This is a genomic window from Streptomyces sp. AA1529 (assembly GCF_000280905.1).
GTDB lineage: Bacteria > Actinomycetota > Actinomycetes > Streptomycetales > Streptomycetaceae > Streptomyces.
Genome location: NZ_ALAP01000015.1, coordinates 148,217 through 173,137, shown reverse-complemented (window position 1 = coordinate 173,137; position 24,921 = coordinate 148,217). Strand labels below are relative to the sequence as shown.

At 71.4% G+C, this 24,921-nt stretch carries 23 protein-coding genes and 1 pseudogene; 3 read left to right on the top strand and 21 right to left on the bottom strand.

Going from position 1 to position 24,921, the window contains the following annotated elements; genetic code table 11:
* Positions 1-36: 36 nt before the first annotated feature.
* Positions 37-864: a hypothetical protein gene (locus A949_RS32330; protein ID WP_237735724.1), complete on the top strand. Its 828-nt coding sequence runs from the start codon at positions 37-39 to the stop codon at positions 862-864.
* A gap of 277 nt (positions 865-1,141) precedes the next feature.
* Here the strand turns inward: A949_RS32330 and A949_RS32325 are convergent.
* A pseudogene (locus A949_RS32325) lies at positions 1,142-1,738 on the bottom strand (hypothetical protein); the annotation flags it as partial.
* A gap of 418 nt (positions 1,739-2,156) precedes the next feature.
* Between A949_RS32325 and A949_RS0103540 the strand changes: the two are divergent.
* Positions 2,157-3,509, top strand: a complete 1,353-nt coding sequence (locus A949_RS0103540) for a sensor histidine kinase (protein WP_019354628.1) — start codon at positions 2,157-2,159, stop codon at positions 3,507-3,509.
* Complete coding sequence (locus A949_RS0103535) at positions 3,499-4,185, top strand: response regulator (RefSeq protein ID WP_019354627.1); 687 nt, start codon at positions 3,499-3,501, stop codon at positions 4,183-4,185. Before A949_RS0103540 ends, A949_RS0103535 begins: the two co-directional genes overlap by 11 nt.
* 79 nt (positions 4,186-4,264) lie before the next feature.
* On the opposite strand, the gene A949_RS0103530 is transcribed toward A949_RS0103535, so the two are convergent.
* From A949_RS0103530 to thrC, 20 genes are all read right to left on the bottom strand, one after another.
* Entirely contained in the window at positions 4,265-4,723 is a 459-nt protein-coding gene (locus tag A949_RS0103530) for a DUF2550 domain-containing protein (RefSeq protein WP_019354626.1), read from the bottom strand.
* A gap of 149 nt (positions 4,724-4,872) precedes the next feature.
* Positions 4,873-5,256, bottom strand: coding sequence for a F0F1 ATP synthase subunit epsilon (locus A949_RS0103525; RefSeq protein ID WP_019354625.1), 384 nt, complete (start codon positions 5,254-5,256; stop codon positions 4,873-4,875).
* 163 nt (positions 5,257-5,419) lie between these two features.
* Positions 5,420-6,862 carry a F0F1 ATP synthase subunit beta gene (atpD, locus tag A949_RS0103520; RefSeq protein WP_019354624.1) on the bottom strand — a complete coding sequence of 481 codons (1,443 nt, stop codon included), beginning with the start codon at positions 6,860-6,862 and terminating at the stop codon, positions 5,420-5,422.
* 2 nt (positions 6,863-6,864) lie between these two features.
* On the bottom strand, positions 6,865-7,803 hold the full coding sequence (locus A949_RS0103515) for a F0F1 ATP synthase subunit gamma (protein WP_019354623.1): 939 nt from the start codon (positions 7,801-7,803) through the stop codon (positions 6,865-6,867).
* A gap of 2 nt (positions 7,804-7,805) precedes the next feature.
* Entirely contained in the window at positions 7,806-9,377 is a 1,572-nt protein-coding gene (gene atpA / locus A949_RS0103510) for a F0F1 ATP synthase subunit alpha (RefSeq protein ID WP_019354622.1), read from the bottom strand.
* Between the two features lie 142 nt (positions 9,378-9,519).
* Complete coding sequence (locus A949_RS0103505; RefSeq protein WP_019354621.1) at positions 9,520-10,335, bottom strand: F0F1 ATP synthase subunit delta; 816 nt, start codon at positions 10,333-10,335, stop codon at positions 9,520-9,522.
* Positions 10,332-10,871 carry a F0F1 ATP synthase subunit B gene (locus A949_RS0103500; protein ID WP_175488595.1) on the bottom strand — a complete coding sequence of 180 codons (540 nt, stop codon included), beginning with the start codon at positions 10,869-10,871 and terminating at the stop codon, positions 10,332-10,334. The genes A949_RS0103505 and A949_RS0103500 overlap by 4 nt, the downstream gene beginning before the upstream one ends.
* A 55-nt stretch (positions 10,872-10,926) precedes the next feature.
* Positions 10,927-11,169 (bottom strand): ATP synthase F0 subunit C, encoded by a 243-nt coding sequence (atpE, locus tag A949_RS0103495; RefSeq protein ID WP_019354619.1) that lies wholly within the window; start codon positions 11,167-11,169, stop codon positions 10,927-10,929.
* 78 nt (positions 11,170-11,247) lie between these two features.
* Positions 11,248-12,075: a F0F1 ATP synthase subunit A gene (atpB, locus tag A949_RS0103490; protein ID WP_019354618.1), complete on the bottom strand. Its 828-nt coding sequence runs from the start codon at positions 12,073-12,075 to the stop codon at positions 11,248-11,250.
* 212 nt (positions 12,076-12,287) lie between these two features.
* Positions 12,288-12,713, bottom strand: coding sequence for a hypothetical protein (locus A949_RS0103485; RefSeq protein WP_019354617.1), 426 nt, complete (start codon positions 12,711-12,713; stop codon positions 12,288-12,290).
* A gap of 268 nt (positions 12,714-12,981) precedes the next feature.
* Positions 12,982-14,325 (bottom strand): MraY family glycosyltransferase, encoded by a 1,344-nt coding sequence (locus A949_RS0103480; RefSeq protein ID WP_019354616.1) that lies wholly within the window; start codon positions 14,323-14,325, stop codon positions 12,982-12,984.
* 142 nt (positions 14,326-14,467) lie between these two features.
* Positions 14,468-15,130, bottom strand: coding sequence for an arsenate reductase/protein-tyrosine-phosphatase family protein (locus tag A949_RS0103475; RefSeq protein WP_019354615.1), 663 nt, complete (start codon positions 15,128-15,130; stop codon positions 14,468-14,470).
* Entirely contained in the window at positions 15,130-15,777 is a 648-nt protein-coding gene (locus A949_RS0103470; RefSeq protein WP_019354614.1) for an L-threonylcarbamoyladenylate synthase, read from the bottom strand. The genes A949_RS0103475 and A949_RS0103470 overlap by 1 nt, the downstream gene beginning before the upstream one ends.
* Positions 15,777-16,622: a peptide chain release factor N(5)-glutamine methyltransferase gene (prmC, locus tag A949_RS0103465; protein WP_019354613.1), complete on the bottom strand. Its 846-nt coding sequence runs from the start codon at positions 16,620-16,622 to the stop codon at positions 15,777-15,779. The genes A949_RS0103470 and prmC overlap by 1 nt, the downstream gene beginning before the upstream one ends.
* Positions 16,623-16,641: 19 nt before the next feature.
* The gene (gene prfA, locus A949_RS0103460) at positions 16,642-17,712 is read right to left on the bottom strand and encodes a peptide chain release factor 1 (protein ID WP_026004307.1); all 1,071 of its coding nucleotides are present in this window, start codon (positions 17,710-17,712) and stop codon (positions 16,642-16,644) included.
* 139 nt (positions 17,713-17,851) lie between these two features.
* Positions 17,852-18,076, bottom strand: a complete 225-nt coding sequence (gene rpmE, locus A949_RS0103455) for a 50S ribosomal protein L31 (RefSeq protein WP_019354611.1) — start codon at positions 18,074-18,076, stop codon at positions 17,852-17,854.
* A gap of 247 nt (positions 18,077-18,323) precedes the next feature.
* Positions 18,324-19,514, bottom strand: a complete 1,191-nt coding sequence (locus tag A949_RS0103450; protein ID WP_019354610.1) for an LCP family protein — start codon at positions 19,512-19,514, stop codon at positions 18,324-18,326.
* Between the two features lie 411 nt (positions 19,515-19,925).
* Positions 19,926-21,986 (bottom strand): transcription termination factor Rho, encoded by a 2,061-nt coding sequence (rho, locus tag A949_RS0103445; protein ID WP_019354609.1) that lies wholly within the window; start codon positions 21,984-21,986, stop codon positions 19,926-19,928.
* A gap of 403 nt (positions 21,987-22,389) precedes the next feature.
* Positions 22,390-23,373, bottom strand: coding sequence for a homoserine kinase (thrB, locus tag A949_RS32320; protein ID WP_019354608.1), 984 nt, complete (start codon positions 23,371-23,373; stop codon positions 22,390-22,392).
* A gap of 423 nt (positions 23,374-23,796) precedes the next feature.
* Positions 23,797-24,912 (bottom strand): threonine synthase, encoded by a 1,116-nt coding sequence (thrC, locus tag A949_RS0103435; protein ID WP_019354607.1) that lies wholly within the window; start codon positions 24,910-24,912, stop codon positions 23,797-23,799.
* Positions 24,913-24,921 lie beyond the last annotated feature (9 nt).

Below are 24,921 nucleotides of genomic sequence, written 5' to 3'. Positions count from 1 at the left end.
AGTCTGCCGCCGAGGGGAACCGGGTACTGTGCGTGCATGGCCATACCGGGGGCACAGCCGCAGCAGCCTTTCTCACAGCAGCCCACATCCGTCGGGACACCCGCGTACCAGTTCAACCCGTACGCGCAGCCGTCCACTCCGCCGCCCGGCCCGCCCGGGCAGCCCCCGACAGGGCCGGGACGCGGCGGCGGGCCGCGCTGGCTGTGGGCGCTGGGCGGGGTGGTGGTCGCCTCGGTCACCTGGGCGGCGACGCTGATGGCCACGGGGGCGCTGGAGAAGGACACGGCCGACTTCCGCGGCTACCGCTTCCACCACGACATGTGCGAGACGGCGGAACTCGCCTCGTTCAAGGAGGACTACGAGCTCAAGGACACCTCCTCGGACTACCCCGACGGCTACTCCTCCCGGCAGAAGGGGTACGACGTCAGCCAGTGCAGCCGCACGATGACCAAGAAGGGCGAGACGTCCAGCACTCCGCCGACCACGTACGTGAGCACCACCGTGGAGTGGCACAAGAGGTCCGATCCCAGCGGGGAGTTCGCCTCCCGGCAGCAGGTGTGGGAGGACCAGAAGTCCCGCACGTACAAGTACGAGGTCACCTCCGTGGACGGCTTCGGCGACGAGGCGTACCTGATCAAGGAGGAGCGGGGCAGCAGCCTGGGCAGCCTCAAGCTGACCGTGCGCGCGGGGTGGATGACCTACGAGATGCGCTGGAGCTGGTTCGGCGGCGGCATCGACGAGGACGCCGACCCGCCGTCCGCCGACACGGTCACCGAGTGGCTGAAGACCGACACCCGCGCCACCCTGAAGGCCCTGGAGAAGCCCGACTCCAAGGACGTCCCGGGCCGCGATCCCGACGCCTGACGCGCTCGCGGCGCCCTGCGCCGCGGCACGGGTGAGCCTCCGAGCGGCGCAGGCCCGCGCCCGGCGGTTATTCCCGGACCCGCGCGGCCGACGGGTCCGCCCGCCCCTCGGGATGCCGATGGGCGGCCGGGGGCCTCGCTTCGGTCTCCGGCTCCGTGCGTCCGGGACCGGCATCGGACTGCGCGGGCCAGGGCTCGGACCCGGACTCCGCGTGACCTGGCCTGCGCGTCGGCCGCGGCGGCCCGGAGCGCTCCAACCGCTCGGCCCGCTGCCCGTGTCCGGGTCCGGGTCCGGGTCCGGGTTCGTGTGCGTGTGCGTGTGCGTGTGCGTGTTCGTCCGCACGCTTCGGCCGCCTGGGCCAGATCGTGTAGCTGACCGCGATCAGCAGGCTGATACCGGCCACCACGCCCATCCGGCTCTGCCACTCGCGCAGCGGCGCGGCCTGCGACGCGTCGTCGATGTACCAGATCGCGGCCTGCAGCAGGGCGGCGGCGATGACGGCCGCGCCGATGGCGCGCCCGCACATCTTCCACTCGTGCACGGTGTGCGCCATGCCGTGGCGGGGCGGCCTGGCCGGGCGCCGCCCCTTGCCGAGCAGGTGCGCTGCGTGGCCGTCCGCCCACCTGACCAGGTAGTGGCCGTGGGTGGCGGTGAACCCGATGTACACGGCGGCCAGCCCGTGCTTCCAGTCCGGCTCCGCACCGTTGCGCAGGTCGACCGCGGTGACGAGCAGCAGCACGACCTCCAGCAGCGGTTCGCACAGCAGCACGACGGCACCGGCACGGGGCCGCTTCGCGAGATAGCGCAGGGCGAGGCCCACGGCGAGCAGCACCCAGAAGGCGACCTCGCAGACGACGATCAGAGTCACGATCACAGGCGGAGCCTTTCTCGACACGGCCCTGGGACGAGGGGAGGACGACGGCGGCGCGGCCGGCCGCCGGTATCCCGGTCCGCGGCGGGGCGGTCCCGACGCGCCTGACCACTGTGGCGCCCGGGAACCGCCCGCGGCGTCGTCGCGCGCGACGATTCGGGGCGGCCCGGACTGCATCTTTCGATGCAGTCCCCGGCCTCCGGTTGTTCGCACCGGCGGACGAGGGCCGCCACAGCGGACCCGGATAGGCTGAGTCGGCCGGGGGACGGAATCCGCAGGGGTCCCGCCGGGGAAGTCCGGAGGCGTCCCACCGGCCGGGTTCCGGAACCGCGAGCCCGCGACCGTCGCGCCGGACGGACACCCGGATGCTCGCCCCGCGGAAGGGACGCTCTCTCCCGGAGGGCCGTGACCTGTTGGAGTCGTGATCGCCGCCGCAGCCATACCCCGGGCCGCTCGTACCCCGCGCGGACCCCGTCCGCACCGGGACGACGTGCTGGTCGCGGCCGCCGGTGCCGCCGGGGGGCTGCTGCTGTGGGCGTTCGAACTGAACAGCAGACCGCTGTGGCAGACCGGACCGCGCTGGCTGGTCCTGCTGCCGCTCGCCGCGATGTGCCTGGCCACGCTGTCCCGGCGGTTCGGGCAGCCGTACCCGCTGCTGCTGGGCACGGTCGCCGAGGTCGCCGACCTGACGGTGGGGTCGCTGCTGGCGACCATGGTGCTGTTCACCGACGTCCTCTACGCCGCGGTGCTCTACGGCTCGGCCCGGCTCTCCCGCACCGTGCTGCGGACTTCGGTCGTGGTCAGCGTGCTGGTCTCGGCCGGTCTGCTGATCGCCTTCCGGAACCCGGAGATGCTGCTGGTCGGAGCCGCCTGCGCCGGAGTGCTCGTGGTGCCCACCACCTCGGGCGAGATGATCCGCAACCACCGCGACAAAGCGGCCGCCGAGCGGTTGCGGGCGGAGCAGACCGCACTGCTGGCGGAGCTGGACCGCAAGCAGGCGGTCGGTGCCGAACGCGCCCGGATGGCCCGTGAACTGCACGACGTCGTCGCCAACCACCTCTCGGCCATCGCCATCCATTCCACGGCGGCGCTCTCCTTCCCGGAGCCGGCCGCCGGCGGCGCCACCCGGGACGCACTGGGCGTCATCCGGGAGAACAGCGTGCAGGGCCTGGCCGAGATGCGCCGCCTCATCGGGCTGCTGCGCAACGCGGACGGTCCCGAGGAGCCGACCGCGACGCCCTCGCTGGAGGGGCTGGAGGCGCTGCTGCGGCGGGCCCGGGCCATGGCGGGCGACGGCCGCACCTTCGCCCTGGCCGACCACCGGCCCCGCGGCGAGCGCCTTCCGGCCCCCGTGGAACTGGCCGCCTACCGCGTCGTCCAGGAGGCCGTCACCAACGCGCTGAAACACGCGGCCCCCGGCGCCGTCACCGTGGCACTCGACCGGGACGCGGCCCGCCCGGACACCCTCGGCATCCGGGTCCGCAGTCCGCTGGGCGACACTCCGGTGGACGACGGCGCCCCGCGCGCGCCCGGCGCGGGTGCGGGCCTGGTCGGGATGCGGGAGCGGGTCGAACTGCTGGAGGGCGAGCTGACCGCGGGGCCCGCGGACGGCGCGGCCGGGGAGCGGGTCTGGCAGGTGCACGCGGTGCTGCCCGCCCCGCACGAGGCGGAACCGGCCGTCGACGGCTCGGCCGCCGACGGCTCCGCACGCCGGCCCGGGAAGCACGGGACATCCGAGAAGCACGAGAAGAGGGAGCCGGAGCGTGACCGCTGAACGGACCATCCGCGTACTGATCGCCGAGGATCAGCAGGCCGTACGCGCGGGGCTCGTGCTCATCCTCCGCAACGCCGCCGGAATCGACGTCGTCGGTGAGGCGGGGGACGGCGAGGAGGCCGTCCGGCTGGCCCGGGAGCTGACCCCGGACGTGGTGCTGATGGACATCCAGATGCCGCGCCTGGACGGGGTGACTGCCACCGGGCAGATCACCGGCGACCGGCTCGCCGACGTCCTGGTGCTCACCACCTTCGACCTGGACTCCTACGTCTTCGGGGCGCTGCGCGCGGGCGCCGCCGGGTTCCTGCTCAAGGACAGCGAGGCGGCCGAGGTGGTGGCGGCGGTGCGCACCGTCGCACGCGGCGAGGGCATGATCGCACCTGCCGTGACCCGGCGGCTGATCGCCGAGTTCGCCGGCTCCGCGGCGCCGGGCGGCGCCCGCTCCCCCGGCGCCCCGGCCGCACCGCCGCCCGGGCTGGCCGAACTCACCCGCCGGGAGCGGGAGGTGCTCGGCTGCCTGGGCGGGGGCCTGTCCAACGCCGAGATCGCCGACCGCCTCACCATGGCGGAGGCCACCGTCAAGACCCATGTGAGCAGGCTGCTCGCCAAGCTGGAACTGCGCAGCCGCACCCAGGCCGCCGTACGCGCCCAGGAGTGGGGTGTCGGGGCGCCGTAGCCGCAGCGGTCCCGCCGGACCTCCGGCCCGGGGGCCGGGGGCCGGGGGCCGCGCGCCCGGCGCGAGCCGTACGGCCGAGTCAGGCCACGTTCACCCGCTGGCCGGGAGGTGCGGCCTCCAGCCAGGCGAGGAAGCCGGTGAGCGCGTCCTCGCTCAGGGCGAGCTCGACCCGCACCCGGTCGGGGCCGACGGCGCAGGCCAGCACCACCGCGTCGGAGAGCAGCGCCTGCTCCTCCTCGCCCAGCGGGGAGCGCCGCTCCAGAACGTCGATGGCCCCGCGCACCAGATGGCGGCGGGGCCTGGGGGCATAGGAGAAGACGCGGAACCATTCGATCCGGTCTCCGTTGTAGCGGGCGATCCCGTACGCCCAGCCTTTTCCTTTGGGGTCGTCGGCCTCTCCCTCGGAGACCGCCCAGCGCAGATTGCAGTCGAACGTTCCGCCGGACCGCTGGATGAGCCGGCGGCGTACGCCGAAGGCGAGGAGTCCCGCCACCACCAGCAGGACGACCACGCCGCACAGCAGCAGAGCAAGGGCCATCGTCACCGACCTCCTCGCTCTCTTCGGGACCTGCCGCGCGACAAGTCTCTCAAACCCTGCGGTATGGCTTCAGCCGCGGGCGGACCCGGGAAATTCCGGGACCGCCCGCGGCTGAGGGTCGTCGTGCGCCGGATGTGACGCGACTGACGTCAGCGTGCGGCCGTCACCGACCGCAGCCGGACATCGGCGCGCATCTCGGCGTCGGCGTCCGCCTGGGACTTCGCGTCCTCCAGCGCACGCTCCGCCCGCTCGACGTCGATCTCGTCGGTCAGCTCGGCGATCTCGGCGAGCAGCGAGAGCTGGTTGTCGGCGAAGGAGATGAACCCGCCGTGCACCGCGGCGACGACGGTGCCGTTGCCGCTCTCGCCCGTCGTACGAATGGTGACCGGGCCGGACTCCAGCACACCGAGCAGCGGCTGGTGGCCGGGCATGACGCCGATATCACCCGAGGAGGTACGCGCGACGACCAGGCTGGCCTCGCCGGACCAGACCTTGCGGTCGGCCGCGACCAACTCGACGTGCAGCTCAGCCACTGTGGCTCCTCAGACTGGGATGGGGAAAGGATACGGGGTGCGGCGCGGGGGCGGGTACTCCACCCGCCCCCGCCGCGGAGCACGACCGGCGCACATCCCGCACCCGGTCGCTCGCGACCGCGCACGGGGGCACATGGATGCGCCGGGATGCCGGGGCCCGACGTCAGGAGACGCCGAGCTCCTTCGCCTTGGCCTTGAGGTCCTCCAGGCCACCGCACATGAAGAACGCCTGCTCGGGGAAGTGGTCGTACTCGCCGTCGGCGATCGCGTTGAAGGCCGCGATCGACTCGTCCAGCGGGACATCCGATCCGTCGAGACCGGTGAACTGCTTCGCCGCGTGGGTGTTCTGCGACAGGAAGCGCTCGATCCGGCGGGCGCGGGACACCGTGAGCTTGTCCTCCTCGGACAGCTCGTCGATGCCGAGGATGGAGATGATGTCCTGCAGGTCCTTGTACTTCTGCAGGATCCCCTTGACGCGCTCGGCGCAGTCGTAGTGGTCCTGCGAGACGAAGCGCGGGTCCAGGATCCGGGAGGTGGAGTCCAGCGGGTCCACCGCCGGGTAGATGCCCTTCTCCGAGATCGGACGCGAGAGCACCGTGGTGGCGTCCAGGTGCGCGAAGGTCGTCGCCGGAGCCGGGTCGGTGAGGTCGTCCGCGGGCACGTAGATCGCCTGCATCGAGGTGATGGAGTGGCCGCGGGTCGAGGTGATGCGCTCCTGGAGCACACCCATCTCGTCCGCCAGGTTCGGCTGGTAGCCCACCGCGGAGGGCATCCGGCCCAGCAGGGTGGAGACCTCGGAACCGGCCTGGGTGAAGCGGAAGATGTTGTCGATGAAGAACAGCACGTCCTGCTTCTGCACATCGCGGAAGTACTCCGCCATGGTCAGACCGGCCAGCGCGACCCGCAGCCGGGTCCCCGGCGGCTCGTCCATCTGCCCGAAGACCAGCGCGGTCTGCGGGAGCACGCCGGACTCCTTCATCTCCTCGATGAGGTCGTTGCCCTCACGGGTGCGCTCACCGACGCCGGCGAACACGGAAACGCCCTCGTGCAGCTTGGCCACACGCATGATCATTTCCTGGATGAGGACGGTCTTGCCGACGCCCGCGCCGCCGAACAGGCCGATCTTGCCGCCCTTGACGTACGGGGTCAGCAGGTCGACGACCTTCAGACCGGTCTCGAACATCTCGGTCTTGGACTCGAGCTGGTCGAAGCTGGGGGCCTGGCGGTGGATCGCCCACCGCTCGGTGACCTCGGACTCGGCCTCCGGCTCGTTCAGGATCTTGCCGAGGGTGTTGAACACCCGGCCCTTGGTGACGTCGCCGACCGGCACGGTCAGGCCGGTGCCGGTGTCGGTCACCGGGGCCTGGCGGACCAGGCCGTCGGTCGGCTCCATGGCGATGGCGCGGACCAGGCCCTCGCCCAGGTGCTGGGCGACCTCGAGGGTCAGCGTCTTGCGCTTGCCCTCCTCGGAGGGGTCGAGGACCTCGACCGTCAGCGCGTTGTAGATGTCCGGCATGGCGTCGACGGAGAACTCCACGTCGACGACCGGGCCGATGACCCGGGCTACGCGGCCCGTCGCAGCGGCCGTCTCAACTGTGGTGGTCATGGTTAGCGGTCACTCCCCGCGTTAGCGTCAGCCAGCGCGCTCGCCCCACCGACGATCTCGCTGATTTCCTGGGTGATGTCGGCCTGGCGGGCCGCGTTGGCAAGCCGTGTCAGCGACTTGATGAGATCTTCGGCATTGTCGGTCGCGGACTTCATCGCCCGGCGCGTGGCGGCGTGCTTGGAGGCAGCCGCCTGCAGCAGGGCGTTGTAGACCCGCGACTCGACGTACCGGGGCAGCAGCGCGTCCAGCACGTCCTCGGCCGACGGCTCGAAGTCGTAGAGCGGCATGAGCGCGGTACCGCCCTTGGCGGTGCCCTCGCCCTCAGCGGCGGACTCGACGCCCCCCGCGAAGGAGAGCGGCAGCATCCGGGCGTCCACCGCGGTCTGCGTCATCATCGAGACGAACTCGGTGTAGACGATGTGCAGCTCGTCCACGCCGCCCTCGGCGGTCTCCCGCTGCACCGCCTCGATCAGCGGTGCGGCGACGGCCTTCGCGTCCGCGTAGCTCGGGTTGTCGGTGAAGCCGGTGAACGACTCCTTGACCGCCCGGTCGCGGAAGCTGTAGTAGGCGACGCCCTTGGAGCCGACGATGTAGCTCTCGACTTCCTTGCCCTCGGCGGCCAGCCGCGTGTTGAGCTGTTCGGCCGCCTTGATGGCGTTGGAGTTGTAGCCGCCCGCCAGACCGCGGTCGCTCGTGATGAGCAGGACCGCGGCCCGCCTGGGCTGCTCCGCCTCGGTCAGCAGGGGGTGCTTGGTGTCGGAACCCTGCGCGACGGCGGTGACCGCGTGGGTCAGCTCCTTCGCGTACGGCTCCGACGCCGTCACCTTGCGCTGCGCCTTGATGATGCGGGAGGCCGCGATCATCTCCATCGCACGCGTGATCTTCTTGGTCGCAGTGACGGATTTGATCCGCCGCTTGTAGACCCTGAGCTGGGCACCCATGCTCAGCCCTCGCCCAGCAGCTTGCCGTCCGAGGTCTCGAACTGCGTCTTGAACTTGTCGACCGCGTCACCCAGCATCTGGACGGTGTCGTCCGACATCTTGCCGCCCTCGCGGATGCTGTTCAGCAGCGGCTGCTCCTCGCGGTGCATGTAGTCCAGCAGCTCGCGCTCGAAGCGCCGGATGTCCTCGACCGGCACGTCGTCCATCTTGCCGTTGGTCCCGGACCAGACGGAGACGACCTGGTCCTCGGTGGAGAACGGGGCGTACTGCGACTGCTTGAGCAGCTCGACCATCCGCTTGCCGCGCTCCAGCGCGCCCTTGGAGGCGTCGTCCAGGTCGGAACCGAAGGCGGCGAACGCCTCCAGCTCGCGGTACTGGGCCAGGTCCACCCGGAGCGAGCCGGTGATCTGCCGGATCGCCCGGTGCTGGGCCTTGCCGCCGACGCGGGAGACCGAGATACCGACGTTCAGCGCCGGGCGCTGGCCCGCGTTGAACAGGTCGGACTCCAGGAAGCACTGGCCGTCGGTGATGGAGATGACGTTGGTCGGGATGAACGCCGAGACGTCGTTCGCCTTGGTCTCGACGATCGGCAGCCCGGTCATCGAGCCCTTGCCCATGTCGTCGGAGAGCTTGGCGCAGCGCTCCAGCAGCCGGGAGTGCAGGTAGAAGACGTCGCCCGGGTAGGCCTCGCGGCCCGGCGGACGGCGCAGCAGCAGCGAGACGGCACGGTAGGCGTCGGCCTGCTTGGACAGGTCGTCGAAGACGACCAGGACGTGCTTGCCCTGGTACATCCAGTGCTGGCCGATGGCCGAGCCGGTGTACGGGGCGATGTACTTGAAGCCGGCCGGGTCGGACGCCGGGGCCGCCACGATGGTGGTGTACTCCAGCGCGCCCGCCTCCTCCAGCGCGCCGCGCACGGACGCGATGGTGGAGCCCTTCTGGCCGACGGCGACGTAGATGCAGCGGACCTGCTTGTCCGGGTCGCCCGAGCGCCAGTTGTCGCGCTGGTTGATGATCGTGTCGACGCACAGCGCGGTCTTGCCGGTCTGCCGGTCGCCGATGACGAGCTGACGCTGGCCGCGGCCGACCGGCGTCATGGTGTCGACGGCCTTGTAGCCGGTCTCCATCGGCTCGTTGACTTCCTGGCGCTGCATGACCGTGGGGGCCTGGAGCTCCAGGGCACGGCGGCCCTCGGTCTCGATCTCCCCGAGGCCGTCGATCGGCGCACCCAGCGGGTCGACGACACGGCCGAGGTAGCCGTCGCCGACCGGGACCGACAGGACCTCGCCGGTCCGCTGGACCGACTGGCCCTCTTCGATGCCGCTGAACTCACCGAGGACGACCGCACCGATCTCGCGCTCCTCGAGGTTGAGGGCGAGGCCGAGGGTGCCGTCCTCGAACTTCAGCAGCTCGTTCGCCATGGCCGAGGGCAGCCCCTCGACCTTCGCGATGCCATCACTGGCAGCGCTGACCGTACCGACCTCTTCGCGCGAGGCCGCGTCCGGCGTGTACGACTGGACAAAGTTCTCCAGCGCGTCCCGGATCTCATCCGGCCGGATCGTGAGCTCCGCCATCTGGGTTCCCTGCTCTCCTTGTTGGGCCCGTAAGTTCCTTCGGGCTCCGGGGGGCGCTTTCCCCCGACTCCCTGTGTACGGCCCAACTCGGGCCGCTTTCGTGCTTGTTGAGTTGGTTGGCGCTCGCGCGCCGGGTACTGCTTCAGCCCGCCATCCGCCGCTTGGCCGCTTCCAGCCGGTCGGCGATCGAGCCGTTGATGATCTCGTCGCCCACCTGCACCGTGATCCCGCCGAGGACCTCGGGGTCCACGTCCAGGTTCAGGTGCACCTGACGGCCGTAGAGCGTGGCCAGTGCCGCGCTCAGGCGCCGCTTCTGCTCGTCGCTCAGCGGAACCGCGGAGGTCACGACGGCGACCGAACGGTTGCGCCGCTCGGCAGCCAGCCGGGAGAGGGCTTCCAGCCCACTGTCCAGGCTACGTCCCCGCGGCTGGGTGACCAGCCGGGTCACCAGGCGCTCGGTGGCCGGCCGGACCCGGCCGCCCAGCAGCTCCCGCAGCAGGGCGCGCTTGGCCTCCGGTCCGGCCGTACGGCTGGCGAGCGCCGCACGCAGCTGCGGCGAGGAGACGGCGGTCCTGCCGAAGCGGAACAGCTCGTCCTCGACGTCGTCCAGCTGCCCGTCCCGCTCGGCCGACACCAGGTCGGCGAGGTCCGCCAGCTGCTCGACGGCGTCGGCCAGGTCGCGCGGCGCGGACCAGCGGGAGCGGACCATGCCGGTGACCAGGTCGGTGGCCGGGCCGCCGACCTGGCCGGCGAGCAGCCGCTGCACCAGCGACGCCTTGGCCTCGCCGTCCCGCGCCGGGTCGGTGAGGACCCGGCGCAGCGAGACCTCACGCTCCAGCAGCGCGGTGACGGCGGCGAGCTCGTCGGCGAGGGCCGCTGCGTCGACCGAGGTGGAGTCGGTCAGCGCGGTCAGGCTCTCGCGCGCGGCGGCAAGCGCCTCACGGCTCGCACCATTCATCGGGCGGCTCCGCTGGCGTCTGCCTCGGCGGCGTCTTCGAGCCCGTCGAGGAAGCGGTCGATCACGCGGCTCTGCCGGGCGTGGTCGTCGAGCGACTCGCCGACGAGCTTGCCCGCCAGGTCGGTGGCGAGCTTGCCCACGTCCTGGCGCAGCGTCTGCGCGGCCTGCTTGCGGTCGGCCTCGACCTGGGCGTGACCGGCGGCGATGATCTCCTCACGCTGCCGCTGGCCCTCCGCGCGCATCTCGGCGATGAGCGTGGCGCCCTGCTCCTGGGCCTCGGACCGCAGCCGGGCAGCCTCGTGGCGGGCCTCGGCGAGCTGGTCCTTGTACTGCTGGAGTACGTCGGCGGCCTCCTGCTGCGCGGCCTCGGCCTTCTCGATGCCGCCCTCGATGGCGTCACGACGCTCTTCCAGCACCTTGTTGATGCTCGGGAGGAGCTTCTTCCACAGGAAGAAGAAGACGATGGCGAAGGCGAGCAGCCCGATGACGAACTCGGGGATCGGCGGGACGAGGGGGTTCTCCTCCTCGGCCGCCATCTGTACGAAGGCGATCACATCAGTGCCTTTCGTCGAAAGGGACGGGGTCGCCGGATCAGCTGGGGTAGGCGTAGCCCATGACCAGACCGATCAGCGCCAGCGCCTCACAGAGGGCGAAGCCGAGGATCTGGTTCTGGCGGATGAGGCCGGCGGCCTCGGGCTGCCGGGCGAGCGCCTGCGTGCCGTTGCCGAAGACGATGCCGACGCCGATGCCGGGGCCGATGGCGGCGAGGCCGTAGCCGATCGCGGCGAGGTTGCCCTGGATCTGGACGGCGGCGAGGCTCTGGAGAGCGGACATGCTCGTTACTTCCTTCTCGTTCACGGACCGGTGGGGGTTGGCCACCGGTGGATGGGAAATCGGGTGAGCGGCGGCCGGTCAGTGGCTCTCGGAGAGAGCGCCCTGAATGTAGTTGGTGGCCAGCAGCACGAAGACGTACGCCTGAACCGCCTGGATGAACAGCTCGAAGGCCACCATCAGCACGGTCATGATGAAGGAGACGCCGGAGTAGAGAATGCCGAAGCCGTTCAGCAGGTACCACGTGGCGAGCGTGAACAGCAGCAGCAGGGTGTGCCCGGCGAACATGTTGGCGAAGAGTCGTACCGCGTGGGTGAAAGGACGCACCAGCAGGTTCTGGAAGAGCTCCAGGAACATGATCAGGGGCAGCACCGCGCCGAGCGACTTGTCGTAGCCCGAGAGGTTCTTCCAGCCTCCGACGAATCCGTTGCGCTTGAACGTGAGGCTGATGTACAGCACGTACACGATCAGGGCCAGGGCCGCCGGGTAGGAGATGACCGACGTCACGGGGAACTGCGCGAGCGGAATGACCGCCCACATGTTCATGATCCAGACGAAGAAGAAGAGCGAGACGATCAGCGGAACGTACTTCTCGCCTTCCTTCTTGCCGAGCCCTTCGTACACGACACCGCGGCGGATGAAGTCGTACCCGGCCTCGCCGACCATCTGGAGTTTGCCCGGCACCAGCTTCGGCCTGGCGAAAGCTGCCCAGAAGAACCAGACGATCGCGACCGTGCCCACCAGCGCCAGCAGCATGGTCTTGTTGAACTCGATGCCACCGACGGTGAACAGCGGTTTGAAGATGAACGAATGGACTCCGGGCGCCTCGAAGCCGCAGCCGGAGAAGATGTGGCAATCGGTCTCGAAGGCGAGCATCTGGTCAGCACTCACCGCGAGCTCCTTCTGCATGGCGCATGTATACGGCTACCTCGGTGTGTCGGCGCGGCGTGCGACCGCGGAGCGGCACTGGACTGGTCTTGCGGATTGGGGGGCGGCGGCCGGCCGGAGAGCGAGAGCGCCCGTTCCGTCTCCCGGAACGCGGAACCTCGACCGTCCCCGCCTGCTGCGCCGCAGTTGGTCTCGGACGATAGCAGTTGCTCGAACGAGCACTTATCCCGCCCCTACGTGCCACTGGCCTTCTCGCCGGAGCTGGAGGAGGGCTCGACGTACAGGATCTTCGCCTTCATGTGCGCCCGGGTCTGCGCGACCACCCACACGATGGTGCTGGCGAGAAGGGCGAGAGCGAAGCTCCTGGTGTCGAAGAGGGTCGTGTCCCGGAACGCGATCAGCACCACGAGCAGCAGCAGGATCTGCGTCGTGTAGAGCAGCAGACCCATCGCCTGAAAGAGGTGCGGGAGAGACCTGGCCGTGCGCTGCAGGGCGTAGAGGCCGATCCCCATGAAGAGGATCGCCACGAGCGCTCCGGCGGCGCCGCCGATCGCTCCCTTGCTTCCGGCGAAGACGCCGCTGATCACTGCGGCCACGACAGCGGCCACGGCGGTCGGGACGGCGCAGTGCAGCAGCATGCGTGCGTCGTTCGACTGCATGTGGTGTGCTCCGGGGGAAATCTGGGGGACGTGAGTCGTCGAGGAAGAGCGTAGCCCGGCGCGGAGGGCGGACCTCCCACAGAAGAGCCCGCGAGAGTGCGGAACTTCGGCTGGCCACCGGGTTTCGTGAACGGTATCACAAACTATTTGATGAGGTCTTTACCTACTTGGTGTGCCCCCCGTCACACGCAGGTGTGACAGAGAGCATCTCCAGCTGACGCCAGCCACTTTGTCTGGTATCAGAGGCTTCGACTGCTCACCGAGCAGCTCACTCAGGGGTGTTGATCTTCTTCTCCCGGGTGAACTGCCGACGTTCCCCGATGGCCGTCGCCCCGTGCAACCCGGCCATCGCGGGCTCACGCTCCGCCTCCCGCGGCGCCGCCCGCTCCCCCGCGCCCTCCGCGGCCGACTCCGGCGCCGCCTCGGCATCCGCCGCCTCCCGGCCGCCCCTCCGATACCGGGGCGGCAGCACCTGCTGCGCCCAGCCGGGCACCCGCGGCGTATAGCGCGGCATCAGCAGCACCACCAGACCCACTGCGCTCAGCAGCACGATCGTCAGCACGATGGCGAGGCTGGAGGAGCGCACCGAGAAGGCCACGGCCCCGAAGGCGATCAACGCGGCCCAGAAGTACATGATCAGCACGGCACGGCTGTGCGAGTGCCCGACCTCCAGCAGCCGGTGGTGCAGATGCCCCCGGTCGGCCGCGAACGGCGAGCGGCCGTTCCAGGTGCGCCGCACGATCGCCATCACCAGGTCGGCCACCGGGATCGCGATGATGCTCAGCGGCAGCAGCAGCGGCATGTACAGCGGCACCATCGTGTGCACCGCGGACTTGACCGAACCGGTGTGCTCGACCATCAGGTCCGGGTCGACCTGGCCGGTGATGGAGACCGCGCCCGCGGCCAGGACCAGGCCGATCAGCATCGAACCGGAGTCGCCCATGAAGATGCGGGCCGGATGCATGTTGTGCGGCAGGAAGCCCAGGCACATCCCCATCAGCACGGCCGCGAAGAGCGTGGCGGGGGCCGCCGCCTCGATGCCGTAGCCGTACCAGATGCGGTAGGCGTACATGAAGAACGCCACACTCGCGATGCAGACCATGCCCGACGCGAGGCCGTCCAGGCCGTCCACGAAGTTCACCGCGTTGATGGTGATCACCACCAGCGCCACCGTGAGCAGCGTGCCCTGGAAGGGAGTGAGTGCGACGTTCCCCACGCCCGGCACCGGCAGCCACAGGATCGTCAGCCCCTGGAGCACCATCACACCGGCGGCGATCATCTGCCCGCCGAGCTTCACCAGCGCGTCGACGCCCCACTTGTCGTCCAGCACGCCGATCAGCCAGATCAGCCCGGCACCCGAGAGCAGCGCCCTGGGCTCATCGGAAAGAGTGAACAGCTTCCCGATGTTGGTGAGCTGTGAAGCGACCAACAGCCCGGCGCACAGTCCGCCGAACATGGCGATGCCGCCGAGCCGGGGAGTCGGCTCCCGGTGCACGTCGCGGGCGCGGACCGGCGGCATCGCGCCCGCCGCGATGGCGAACTTCCGCACCGGCCCGGTCAGCAGATAGGTGACCGCAGCCGTGACGCACAGCGTCAGCAGATATTCACGCACCGGAAAGGCTCCCCAGAGGTCTCGCAGTTCGGACGCAGGCCCGGTCGGCCGGGCTGTTCAGGCCCACACCATAGGACACGCTCACCGCTGACCGCTGGTTCTGGTGCGGCGGTACGCGGTGGTGCGGCCGGGAGGGCACGGTCTAGGCAGGCGCCGGGACCCCCGTCAGGGCGGTGACCACCGGATCCAGCGCTCCGCTGATCTCCTCGCCGACGCTGCGGAAGTACGGGATGGGGGCGCCGTAGGGGTCGTAGATCTCGTCCGCCTCCGGGCTGGGCGCCAGCAGCCAGCCGCGCAGCGCGGCCGCCGCCTGCACCAGCGCGCGGGCCCGCTCCACCACGTCCTCGGGGCTGCCCGCGACCGGCAGCGTCGCGGGGTCTATCGCCCGCACCAGCCGGGTGAACTCCTTGAGCGTGAAGGTGCGCAGGCCCGCGGAGTGACCCATGGAGATCACCTGCGCACGGTGGTCGCGGGTGGCCGTCAGCACCAGGTCGGCCCGGATCACGTGCTCGTCCAGCAGCTCGCGCCCGGTGAACCCCTCGGCGTCCGCACCGTGTTCGAGCAGCACGGCGACCGCGTTCTCCTCCATGGGCGCGCCCTCGTGCCCCCACGTCCCCGCGCTCTCGACCACGAGGCCGCCCGTGCGGCGCTCCCCGAGCCGGTCGGCCAGGGCATGCCGGGTGAGCCGCTCGGTGATCGGCGAGCGGCACACGTTGCCTGTGGAGACGTGGAGGATACGGAACGCGCCGTCGGCGCCGCTTATGCCGCCGGCCGCGGCCGGCCCACGCCCGGGTGGGGCGGTCACTACGGGGCCACCTCCAGGCCCGGTACGACCTTGCGCAGCTCGTCGGCGTCGATGGCGCCCGCCCGCAGCAGCACCGGCACCGAGCCGGTGACATCCACGATCGACGAGGGCACGTTGTCCTGGGTGGGGCCGCCGTCCAGGTAGACGGCGACGGACTCGCCCAGCATCTCCTGGGCCTCGTCGCAGTCCTTGGGCGCCGGGTGCCCGGAGAGGTTGGCCGAGGAGACGGCCATCGGGCCGAACTCGTTCAGCAGCTCGATCGCGACCGGGTGCAGCGGCATCCGCACCGCCACCGTGCCATGGGTCTCCCCCAGGTCCCAGGTCAGCGACGGCTGGTGCCGGGCCACCAGGGTGAGCGCACCGGGCCAGAAGGCGTCGACCAGTTCCCAGGCCGCCTCGGAGAAGTCCGTGACCAGGCCGTGCAGCGTGTTCGGCGAGCCCACCAGGACCGGCGAGGGCATGCCGCGGCCGCGCCCCTTGGCCTCCAGCAGATCGCCGACCGCGTCCGCGCTGAACGCGTCCGCACCGACGCCGTAGACGGTGTCGGTCGGCAGCACGACGAGTTCTCCGCGCCTGACGGCCGAGGCGGCCTCGCGGAGGCCGGTCGCCCGGTCGGTCGCGTCGGAGCAGTCGTATCGCCGTGCCATTACGGCACCTCCCTGCGTGCAGTGGCAAAACGGGGCCGGTTGTTGAGGTCGGGGTGGTCCGCGGCGTCAGCCCAGCCGCGGTCCTCGGTGAAGATCCAGGGCACCTGCCCGCCCTGGGTGTCGGCGTGCTCGACGACCACGACGCCGCCGGGGCGCAGCAGCCGGTGGGCGGTGCGCTCCAGGCCGCGGATGACATCCAGGCCGTCCTCGCCGGAGAACAGCGCGACCTGGGGGTCGTGGTCGCGGGCCTCCGGCGCCACATACTCCCACTCGGTGAGCGGAATGTAGGGCGGGTTGGAGATGACCAGGTCGACCTGGCCGTCCAGCTCGCCCAGCGCGGTCCGCGCGTCGCCCCGGTGCAGGGTCACCCGCGAGCCCTCGACGTTCTTGCGCGCCCACACCAGCGCCGACTCGTCCAGCTCCACGGCGTGCACCCGGGAGCGGGGCACCTCCTGCGCGAGCGCCAGCGCGATGGCACCGGAGCCGGTGCACAGGTCCACGATCAGCGGCTCGGCCACGTCCATCGCCCGTACCGCGTCTATCGCCCAGCCGACCACGGACTCGGTCTCGGGCCGGGGCACGAAGACGCCGGCTCCCACATACAGCTCCAGGTAGCGGAAGAAGGCCCGCCCCGTGATGTGCTGGAGCGGTTCGCGGGCCTCGCGGCGGGCGACCGCCTCCCAGTAGCGCGCGTCGAAGTCGGCGTCGGCGACGCGGTGCAGCTCGCCCCGTCCCACGCCGTGCACGAAGGCGGCCAGCTCCTCCGCGTCGAAGCGCGGTGAGGGCACACCCGCGTCGGCCAGCCTCTGGGTGGCCTGGGCCACCTCGGCGAGCAGCACGTTCACTCCGTCCCCCTCCCGGGCGTCATTGAGCGGCGGCCAGCTTGGCCGCGGAGTCCGCGTCCACGCACGCCTGGATGACCGGGTCGAGTTCGCCGTCCAGCACCTGGTCCAGGTTGTACGCCTTGAACCCGACGCGGTGGTCGGAGATGCGGTTCTCCGGGAAGTTGTAGGTGCGCACCCGCTCGGACCTGTCGACCGTCCGGACCTGGCTGCGGCGGGCGTCCGAGGCCTCCTTCTCGGCCTCCTCCTGCGCCGCGGCCAGCAGCCGCGCGCGGAGGATGCGCAGGGCCTGCTCCTTGTTCTGGAGCTGGCTCTTCTCGTTCTGGCAGGAGACGACGATGCCGGTCGGCTCGTGGGTGATGCGCACGGCCGAGTCGGTGGTGTTCACCGACTGCCCGCCGGGCCCGGAGGATCGGTAGACGTCGATGCGCAGGTCGTTCGGGCTGATCTCCACGTCCACGTCCTCCGCCTCCGGCAGCACCAGGACGCCGGCCGCCGAGGTGTGGATGCGGCCCTGGGACTCGGTGGCGGGCACCCGCTGCACACGGTGCACCCCGCCCTCGTACTTCAGCCGCGCCCACACGCCCTGGCCCGGTTCGGCCGAGGCCTTCGTCTTCACGGCGACCTGGACGTCCTTGTAGCCACCGAGGTCGGACTCGTTGGACTCGATCAGCTCGGTCTTCCAGCCGAGGCGCTCGGCGTAGCGCAGATACATCCGCAGCAGGTCACCGGCGAACAACGCGGACTCGTCGCCGCCCTCGCCCGCCTTGATCTCCAGGATGACGTCCTTGTCGTCGCTGGGGTCGCGCGGGACCAGCAGCAGCCGCAGCCGCTCGGTGAGCTCCTCGCGGCGCCGCTCCAGCTCCTTGATCTCGTCGGCGAAGTCCGGGTCCTCCGCGGCCAGTTCCCGCGCGGTGCCGATGTCGTCCCCGGTCCGCTTCCACTCGCCGTAGGCGGTGACGATGGGGGTGAGTTCGGCGTAGCGCTTGTTGAGCCGGCGGGCACCCGCCTGGTCGGCGTGGATCGCCGGATCGGCGAGTCGCCGCTCCAGGTCGGCGTGCTCGCCGACGAGTTCCTCGACCGCCTCGAACATCGTGGCCATCCCTTGCTGATGAGTGGGGGCGCACCGCCGCGCAGCGGGCAGCGGGCGGGCGCCTGGGGCGCTGAGCACCAAAAGAGCGCCGGGCCGCGCTGCCCGGCAGGGGCAGCCGCGGACCGGCGCTGGGGTGTCGCTACTTCTTGGCGCTGCCGGCGCTCTTGCCGAAGCGGGCCTCGAAGCGGGCCACGCGGCCACCGGTGTCGAGGATCTTCTGCTTGCCGGTGTAGAAGGGGTGGCAGGCCGAGCAGATGTCCGCGCGGATCATGCCTTCCGACATGGTCGTGCGCGTGGTGAACGAGTTGCCGCAGGTGCAGCTCACCTGGGTCTCGCGGTACTCGGGGTGGATGTCGCGCTTCAAGGTCACTCCTAGGTTCGGGAGGGCACCGGGTCGGGAGACGGGTTGTTTCCCGTGAACCGGGGCCGACGGTCCAGTTTGCCACTGGTGGCCGCACCCCCCAAAACCGGGTGGACGGGCCCGGTATTCCCGGCACCGCCGCCACGGCCCGGCCGGGAGGCGCCGGCGCGGCCCGGCGGCCCCCGTCGGCACGCCCGGACGGACCGCGCGCCGGGCCGGACCGCCCCTGCGGCGGCCGCCGCGGCGCAGGTCAGCCGTCGGACTGCTGCCCGGTGCCCGCCTGCGGCGTCGCGGAGGCACTGGCGCGGCCGTCGTCCACCACGCCGCCGATGTCGGTCCGGTCGCCCGCCGAGCCCTTGGTGGCGGACTTCGGCACCGGCTCGTCGTGCCGGAGCGCCGACCAGACCTTCGCGGTCTTGGAGCGGATCTGCACCACCCGGTTCGGGTCCCCGGGGTCGTAGGCGACCGGCAGCGTGGTCATCCGGATGTCGTCGGACTTGATGCCCTTGAGTGTCTTCGCCATGCCGGTCAGCTTGCCGACCGAGTCCAGCTCCGAGTCGGTGGTGACCGCGGAGGTCGCGGTGTCCGCCAGGTCGTAGAGCTTCTTGGGGCTGCTGAACAGGCCGACGCTGTTGACCTGGTCGATCAGTGCCTTGAGGAACGCCTGCTGGAGCTGGATGCGGCCCAGGTCGCTGCCGTCGCCCACCCCGTGCCGGGTGCGGACCAGACCGAGGGACTGCTCGCCGTCGAGGCGGTGGGTGCCCGCCTCGAGCTTCAGGTGGCTGTCCTTGTCGTCGATCGCCTTGTGGGTGGTCATCTCCACCCCGCCGAGGGTGTCGATCAGCTTCTGGAAGCCGGCGAAGTCGACCTCGAGGTAGTGGTCCATCCGGACGCCGGAGAGGGATTCGACGGTCTTGACGGCGCAGGCGGGGCCGCCGACCTTGTACGCGGAGTTGAACATGGCCCGCTGGGCCGGGACGGTCCTGCCCTTCTCGGACCCGTCGCCCTTGCAGCTGGGCCGCTGCACCACCGTGTCCCGGGGTATGGAGACGACGCTGGCTTTGTCGTGCTTCTCGTTGATGTGCAGCACCATCGCCGTGTCCGAGCGGGCGCCGCCCTCGTTCCTGCCGTACTTCGCGTTCGCCCCGGCGCGGCTGTCCGAGCCGAGCACCAGTATGTCCATGGAGCCGTCCGGAGTGTCCTCCGGCCGGTCGGCGCCCAGGGCCGCGTTGATGTCGACGCCGGATATGTTGCCGTCGAGCTTGAAGTAGACGAAGCCCAGGCTCCCCCCGCCCAGCACGAGCGCGCCCGCCACGGTCCAGGCCGCGACCCGCAGGGCGCGCCGGCTTCCGCTGAGCGGCCTGCGGCGACGGCCGGTGGCACGTATGCCCCCGGAGCGGCGCGCTGCCGCCGTGTCGCCCTCGTAGCTGTCGCCCGCCATGGTCACTTCCCTCAGTCCTGCCTCGTGGCGCCGTGTGTCCTGTGCGGACGCCGTGCGGTCGTTCCGGTCGAGATGTCGTCCCCGCGGGGGACGCGCTGTCTCGCCGGAAGGGTCGCACAACGCGTCGCCGCGCTCGGCAGGAGCGCGGGTCGGCACTACGGCGTACGGACCGGGCCGCAACGCGGCACTGCTCCCGTTTTACCTGCGACGACGCGCTCGCGCCTGCCGAGCGGCGGGCGGGCACCGGCCGGGAGGGGCTGTGGGCAAGCTCTCAGCGGCCCGGACGCACGGCGAGGGCCGCCCCACCGTGTGTGGTGGGGCGGCCCTCGTTCTGACCCGTCCGGGCGACGGAGCGGCTCGCGGACCGGGGTCCGGGCCGCTCCGGGCGCTTCGGCCGGCTGCCGGGTGGCGTCAGTCCTGGCCGCCGGGGGTCGGGGTGTTCTTCTGGATCTGGAGCAGGAACTCCGCGTTGGACTTCGTCTGCTTCATCTTGTCCAGCAGCAGCTCGATGGCCTGCTGCTGGTCCAGGGCGTGCAGCACACGCCGCAGCTTCCAGACGATCTGGAGCTCCTCGTTCGCCATGAGGATCTCCTCCTTGCGGGTGCTGGACGCGTCCACGTCCACCGCGGGGAAGATCCGCTTCTCGGCGAGCTTGCGGTCGAGCTTGAGCTCCATGTTGCCGGTGCCCTTGAACTCCTCGAAGATGACCTCCTCCATCCGGGAGCCGGTCTCCACCAGCGCCGCGGCGAGGATCGTCAGGGAGCCGCCGTCCTCGATGTTGCGCGCCGCACCGAAGAACTTCTTCGGCGGGTACAGCGCCGTGGAGTCCACACCGCCGGAGAGGATGCGGCCCGAGGTGGGCGCGGCGAGGTTGTAGGCACGGGCGAGCCGGGTGATGTTGTCCAGCAGGATCACCACGTCGTGCCCCAGCTCCACCAGCCGCTTGGCCCGCTCGATGGCCAGCTCGGCGATGGTGGTGTGGTCCTCGGCCGGGCGGTCGAAGGTCGAGGAGATGACCTCGCCCTTGACCGACCGCTGCATGTCGGTGACCTCTTCCGGACGCTCGTCGACCAGGACGACCATCAGGTGGCACTCGGGGTTGTTCCGGGTGATCGAGTTGGCGATCGACTGCAGCACCATCGTCTTGCCCGCCTTGGGCGGGGCCACGATCAGACCGCGCTGGCCCTTGCCGACCGGCGAGACCAGGTCGATGATCCGGGGAGTGAGCTGGTTGGGCTCCGTCTCCAGCCGCAGCCGCTCCTGCGGGTAGAGCGGGGTGAGCTTGTTGAACTCGGAGCGGCCCTTGCCGTCGTCGGGCGTCATGCCGTTGACCGAGTCCAGCCGGACCAGCGCGTTGAACTTCTCGCGCCGCTCGCCCTCCCGCGGCTGGCGCACCGCACCGGTGACGTGGTCGCCCTTGCGCAGGCCGTTCTTGCGGACCTGGGCCAGCGAGACGTACACGTCGTTCGGCCCCGGCAGGTAGCCCGAGGTTCGGACGAACGCGTAGTTGTCGAGGATGTCGAGGATGCCCGCGACGGGGATCAGGACGTCGTCCTCGGCGATCTGCGGCTCGAAGTCCTCGCGGCCACCGCGCCGGCCCCTGCGGTCCCGGTAGCGGCCGCGCCGGCCGCGCCGGCCGCTGCCGTCGTCGTCGAAGCCGTCGTCGCGGCGGCCGCCGCCGCCACCGCCGCCGCCCTGGTTCTGCTGGCCGCCACCGCCACCGCCACCGCCTTCGTTCTTGTTGCGGTTGCGGTCGCGGTCGCGCTGGCGCTCGCGCTTGGAGGGGCGGTCCTGCTGCTGCTTGCCCTCGCCGGAGGAGCCGCCCTTGCCGTCCTTCTCGGAGCGCTCGGACCGGCCGTCCCGGTTGTCCTTGCCGTCCTGCTTGCCCTCGCCGCCGGACCGGCCGTCCGTGCGGCCCTCGGCGCCCTCGGCATCGCCCTTGGCGCGGCGGCCGCGGCCGCCGCCCTCCTGGGCCGCCTTGGCGTCGCCCTCGGTCTGGCCGGGGATGTCGATCTGGCCCTGCCCGTCCTGCTGCGCGCCCTCGGCCTCGCCGGTGGTGCGGGCCCGGGAGGCGGCGCGGCGCTTGGGCTTGGCCTCCTCGGCGCCCTCGCCGCCGGACGTGGCCTCCGCGCCGGCGTCGGCGCTCTTGGCGGGCTTGGCCTGCTTGTTCTCGGCGGTCTTGCCGCCCTTGTCCGAGGCCGCGGGCGCGGAGTCCGAACTTCCGCCTGCCTGGCGCTCCTTGATGACCTCGATCAGTTGGCTCTTGCGCATCCGCGCGGTGCCCTTGATACCGAGGCCGGAGGCGACCTGCTGGAGCTCGGCCAGAACCATGCCCTCCAGCCCCGTGCCGGAGCGCCGTCGCCTGGGTGCGGCACCGGAGGCAGGCGTGGCGGATGCGTCCGTGGCGGGCGCCGCGGCACCGTCGGCGGCGGTATCGGCGTTCACGCCCATCAGATCGGTGGTGTCGCTCACGAAGGGTCCTTCCCTGGAGCGGACGTCGGCCAGTCTGGCTCGGCGACCGGTTGTGCTGTCCGGCTGCGGTCCGGTCTGTGCGGACCTGGCCGGGGCGGTGGTCCCGCCTGGATGTACGGCGGGCAGATCAGTACGTGGGTTCGGCGTGAAGCCTCGACATGGATGTCCTTCACGTCGGCTCCGGAGCGTGTTCGCCGCTGCCCGGCAACGGCCCGAGCAGTGTGGGAGGCTCCTGGAAGAAGAGGTGGTCCCTACTGGAGCTACCAGGGGAACACGCAAGCACCGCACTCTTCGGACCATCACACATACCTGTGCGAAGTCCACGAGACTGCACGTGCAGACTTGAGGTTAACACTACCGGATCCAACAAACATTCCCCCTCTCGAAGATCCACAACCCGCTGTCACCGGGACCCGCTGTCCGTGCCTCCCGGCGCGTCCCCGGCCTCGTCAGCACCGCTCCGGGCGCCCGCGGAGAGCGGCAGGACGCTTGCTCCGTCCAGGTCGAGAGCCAGCCGGTTCGCCGTCCAGCCCTCACCCGCCAGCCGGGACACCTTGTCGGCCTCGCCCTCGTCCGAGGCCAGCGCCAGGACCGTCGGGCCCGCTCCCGAGATCACGGCGGGAACGCCCTCGACGCGCAGCCGGCCGACCAGATCCGCGCTCTCCGTCATCGCCGGGGCCCGGTACTCCTGGTGCAGCCGGTCCTCGGTGGCGGCCAGCAGCAGCTCCGGGCGGCGTGTCATGGCCTCCACCAGCAGCGCCGCGCGCCCCGCGTTGAACGCCGCGTCGACATGCGGCACGGTGCGCGGCAGCAGCCCCCGGGCGGTCTGCGTGAGCAGGGGCTGCGCGGGGACGAAGACCACCGGGACGAGGGAGGCGGCGGGCGCCATCCGCAGCGCGCGGGCCGCGCCGCCGTCCGTCCAGGCCAGGGTGAAGCCGCCGAGCAGGCAGGCGGCGACGTTGTCGGGGTGGCCCTCGATCTCGGTGGCGAGCTCCAGCAGCGCGGTGTCGTCCAGCCGGGCCTCGCCGCCGGTGGTCACGGCGCGGGCCGCCATCACCCCGGCGCAGATGGCGGCGGAGGAGGAGCCCAGGCCGCGGCCGTGCGGGATGCGGTTGGCGCACACCACCTCCAGGCCGCGCGGCTGCCCGCCCAGCAGGTCGAAGGCGGTGCGCAGGGAGCGGACGAGCAGATGCTCCTCGTCCCGGGGCAGGGCCTCGGCGCCCTCGCCCGCGATGTCGATGTGCAGACCGGAGTCGGCGACGCGGACCACCACGTCGTCATAGATCCCCAGAGCGAGACCGAGTGCGTCGAAGCCGGGGCCGAGATTGGCGCTGGTGGCGGGGACACGCACTCGGACGGCGGCGGCGCGGAACGCGGGACCGGCCATCTCTCGATGACTCTCCTTGGTTTGGGTGTGCGGAGCATCCCCTCGACCGCGGCTGGGCCGGACCGGTCACGGCTCCGGGCACACCCGTGGCGGGGACGTACGGGAGTCGGGGTGAAACTCAGCCTATCGAAGGTGGGTTCACTGGCGACATAGGGCGCACGGGAGGCGCACGATGCGTGTCGTAAGCCTCCCCGTGCTTCCGCGCGGTACGCGTCCGTACCGCGCGCCGAACCTTCCCGCCCCGGAGGGGGCCGGCCCGGGTGGGCCGGTCGGGGTGGGCGGTTCGGTCGAGACCCGCACCAGGGGTCTGCCCCGGCGACCACCCCGGGGAAACCCGCGGAGCGGATCCGGTCCGGAACTCCGGTGCGGCGGCACCGCGGCGGCACCGCCGGCGCGGCGGACCGCACCGGCGGCGACACCGGGTCAGACCAGGCCGAGGCGCTCGGCGGCGGCGTCCGCGTCGACGGGGACCACGATCGGCTGCGGCGCGCCCGCCACGGCCCAGTCCGGGTCCTTGAGCCCGTTGCCGGTGACGGTGCAGACGATCCGCTGCCCGGGATCGACCCTGCCCTGCTCGGCGGCCTGCAGCAGGCCCGCCACCGAGGCGGCCGAGGCCGGCTCCACGAAGACACCTTCCTGAGCGGCCAACAGCCGGTAGGCACGCAGGATCTGACGGTCGGTCACCGCATCGATGAAGCCGCCCGACTCGTCGCGCGCCTGCTCGGCCAGCGTCCAGGACGCCGGGTTGCCGATCCGGATGGCGGTGGCGATGGTGCTCGGCTCCTTGACGGCCTCGCCCCGCACGATCGGCGCCGCGCCCGACGCCTGGTAGCCCCACATCCGCGGGGTGCGGGCGGCCGGACCGTCCTGGTGATACTCGCGGTAGCCCTTCCAGTAGGCCGTGATGTTGCCCGCGTTGCCCACCGGGAGGACGTGGATGTCGGGCGCGTCGCCGAGCATGTCCACGATCTCGAACGCCGCGGTCTTCTGCCCCTCGATCCGCACCGGATTGACGGAATTGACCAGCGCCACCGGATATTTGTCCGACAGCCCGCGGGCCAGCTCCAGGCAGTCGTCGAAGTTGCCGTCGACCTGGAGGATCTTCGCGCCGTGCACCAGCGCCTGGCCCATCTTGCCCAGCGCGATCTTGCCCTGCGGCACCAGCACGGCGCAGACCATCCCGGCCCGCACGGCGTAGGCCGCCGCCGAAGCGGAGGTGTTCCCGGTGGAGGCGCAGATGACGGCCTGGGCACCCTCCTCCTTGGCGCGGGTGATGGCCATCGTCATCCCGCGGTCCTTGAAGGAACCGGTGGGATTGGCGCCCTCCACCTTGAGGTGGACGTCGCAGCCGGTCAGCTCGGAGAGCTTCTGGGCCGGCACCAGCGGCGTGCCGCCCTCACGGAGGGTGACGGGCGCGGTCCCCGGGGCGACCGGCAGCCGGTCCCGGTACTCCTCGATGATGCCGCGCCACTGCGGGCGCCCCGCACCGGGCCCGGCGGCGGGCGCGGCCGGAGCACCGGCGTCGCCAGCCTCCCGCATCTGTGACAT

What these genes read in the sequence shown, in the direction of transcription:
- atpE (WP_019354619.1), bottom strand. Translation starts at nt 11,169, where the DNA reads ATGTCCGCTCTCCAGAGCCTCGCCGCCGTCCAGATCCAGGGCAACCTC.
- A949_RS32330 (WP_237735724.1), top strand. Translation starts at nt 37, where the DNA reads ATGGCCATACCGGGGGCACAGCCGCAGCAGCCTTTCTCACAGCAGCCC.
- atpA (WP_019354622.1), bottom strand. Translation starts at nt 9,377, where the DNA reads ATGGCGGAGCTCACGATCCGGCCGGATGAGATCCGGGACGCGCTGGAG.
- A949_RS0103505 (WP_019354621.1), bottom strand. Translation starts at nt 10,335, where the DNA reads ATGAATGGTGCGAGCCGTGAGGCGCTTGCCGCCGCGCGCGAGAGCCTG.
- A949_RS0103515 (WP_019354623.1), bottom strand. Translation starts at nt 7,803, where the DNA reads ATGGGTGCCCAGCTCAGGGTCTACAAGCGGCGGATCAAATCCGTCACT.
- prfA (WP_026004307.1), bottom strand. Translation starts at nt 17,712, where the DNA reads ATGTTCGAGGCGGTCGAGGAACTCGTCGGCGAGCACGCCGACCTGGAG.
- thrC (WP_019354607.1), bottom strand. Translation starts at nt 24,912, where the DNA reads ATGCGGGAGGCTGGCGACGCCGGTGCTCCGGCCGCGCCCGCCGCCGGG.
- A949_RS0103485 (WP_019354617.1), bottom strand. Translation starts at nt 12,713, where the DNA reads ATGCAGTCGAACGACGCACGCATGCTGCTGCACTGCGCCGTCCCGACC.
- thrB (WP_019354608.1), bottom strand. Translation starts at nt 23,373, where the DNA reads ATGGCCGGTCCCGCGTTCCGCGCCGCCGCCGTCCGAGTGCGTGTCCCC.
- A949_RS0103530 (WP_019354626.1), bottom strand. Translation starts at nt 4,723, where the DNA reads ATGGCCCTTGCTCTGCTGCTGTGCGGCGTGGTCGTCCTGCTGGTGGTG.
- atpB (WP_019354618.1), bottom strand. Translation starts at nt 12,075, where the DNA reads ATGCAGAAGGAGCTCGCGGTGAGTGCTGACCAGATGCTCGCCTTCGAG.
- A949_RS0103500 (WP_175488595.1), bottom strand. Translation starts at nt 10,871, where the DNA reads ATGGCGGCCGAGGAGGAGAACCCCCTCGTCCCGCCGATCCCCGAGTTC.
- A949_RS0103450 (WP_019354610.1), bottom strand. Translation starts at nt 19,514, where the DNA reads ATGGCGGGCGACAGCTACGAGGGCGACACGGCGGCAGCGCGCCGCTCC.
- A949_RS0103470 (WP_019354614.1), bottom strand. Translation starts at nt 15,777, where the DNA reads ATGGCACGGCGATACGACTGCTCCGACGCGACCGACCGGGCGACCGGC.
- atpD (WP_019354624.1), bottom strand. Translation starts at nt 6,862, where the DNA reads ATGACCACCACAGTTGAGACGGCCGCTGCGACGGGCCGCGTAGCCCGG.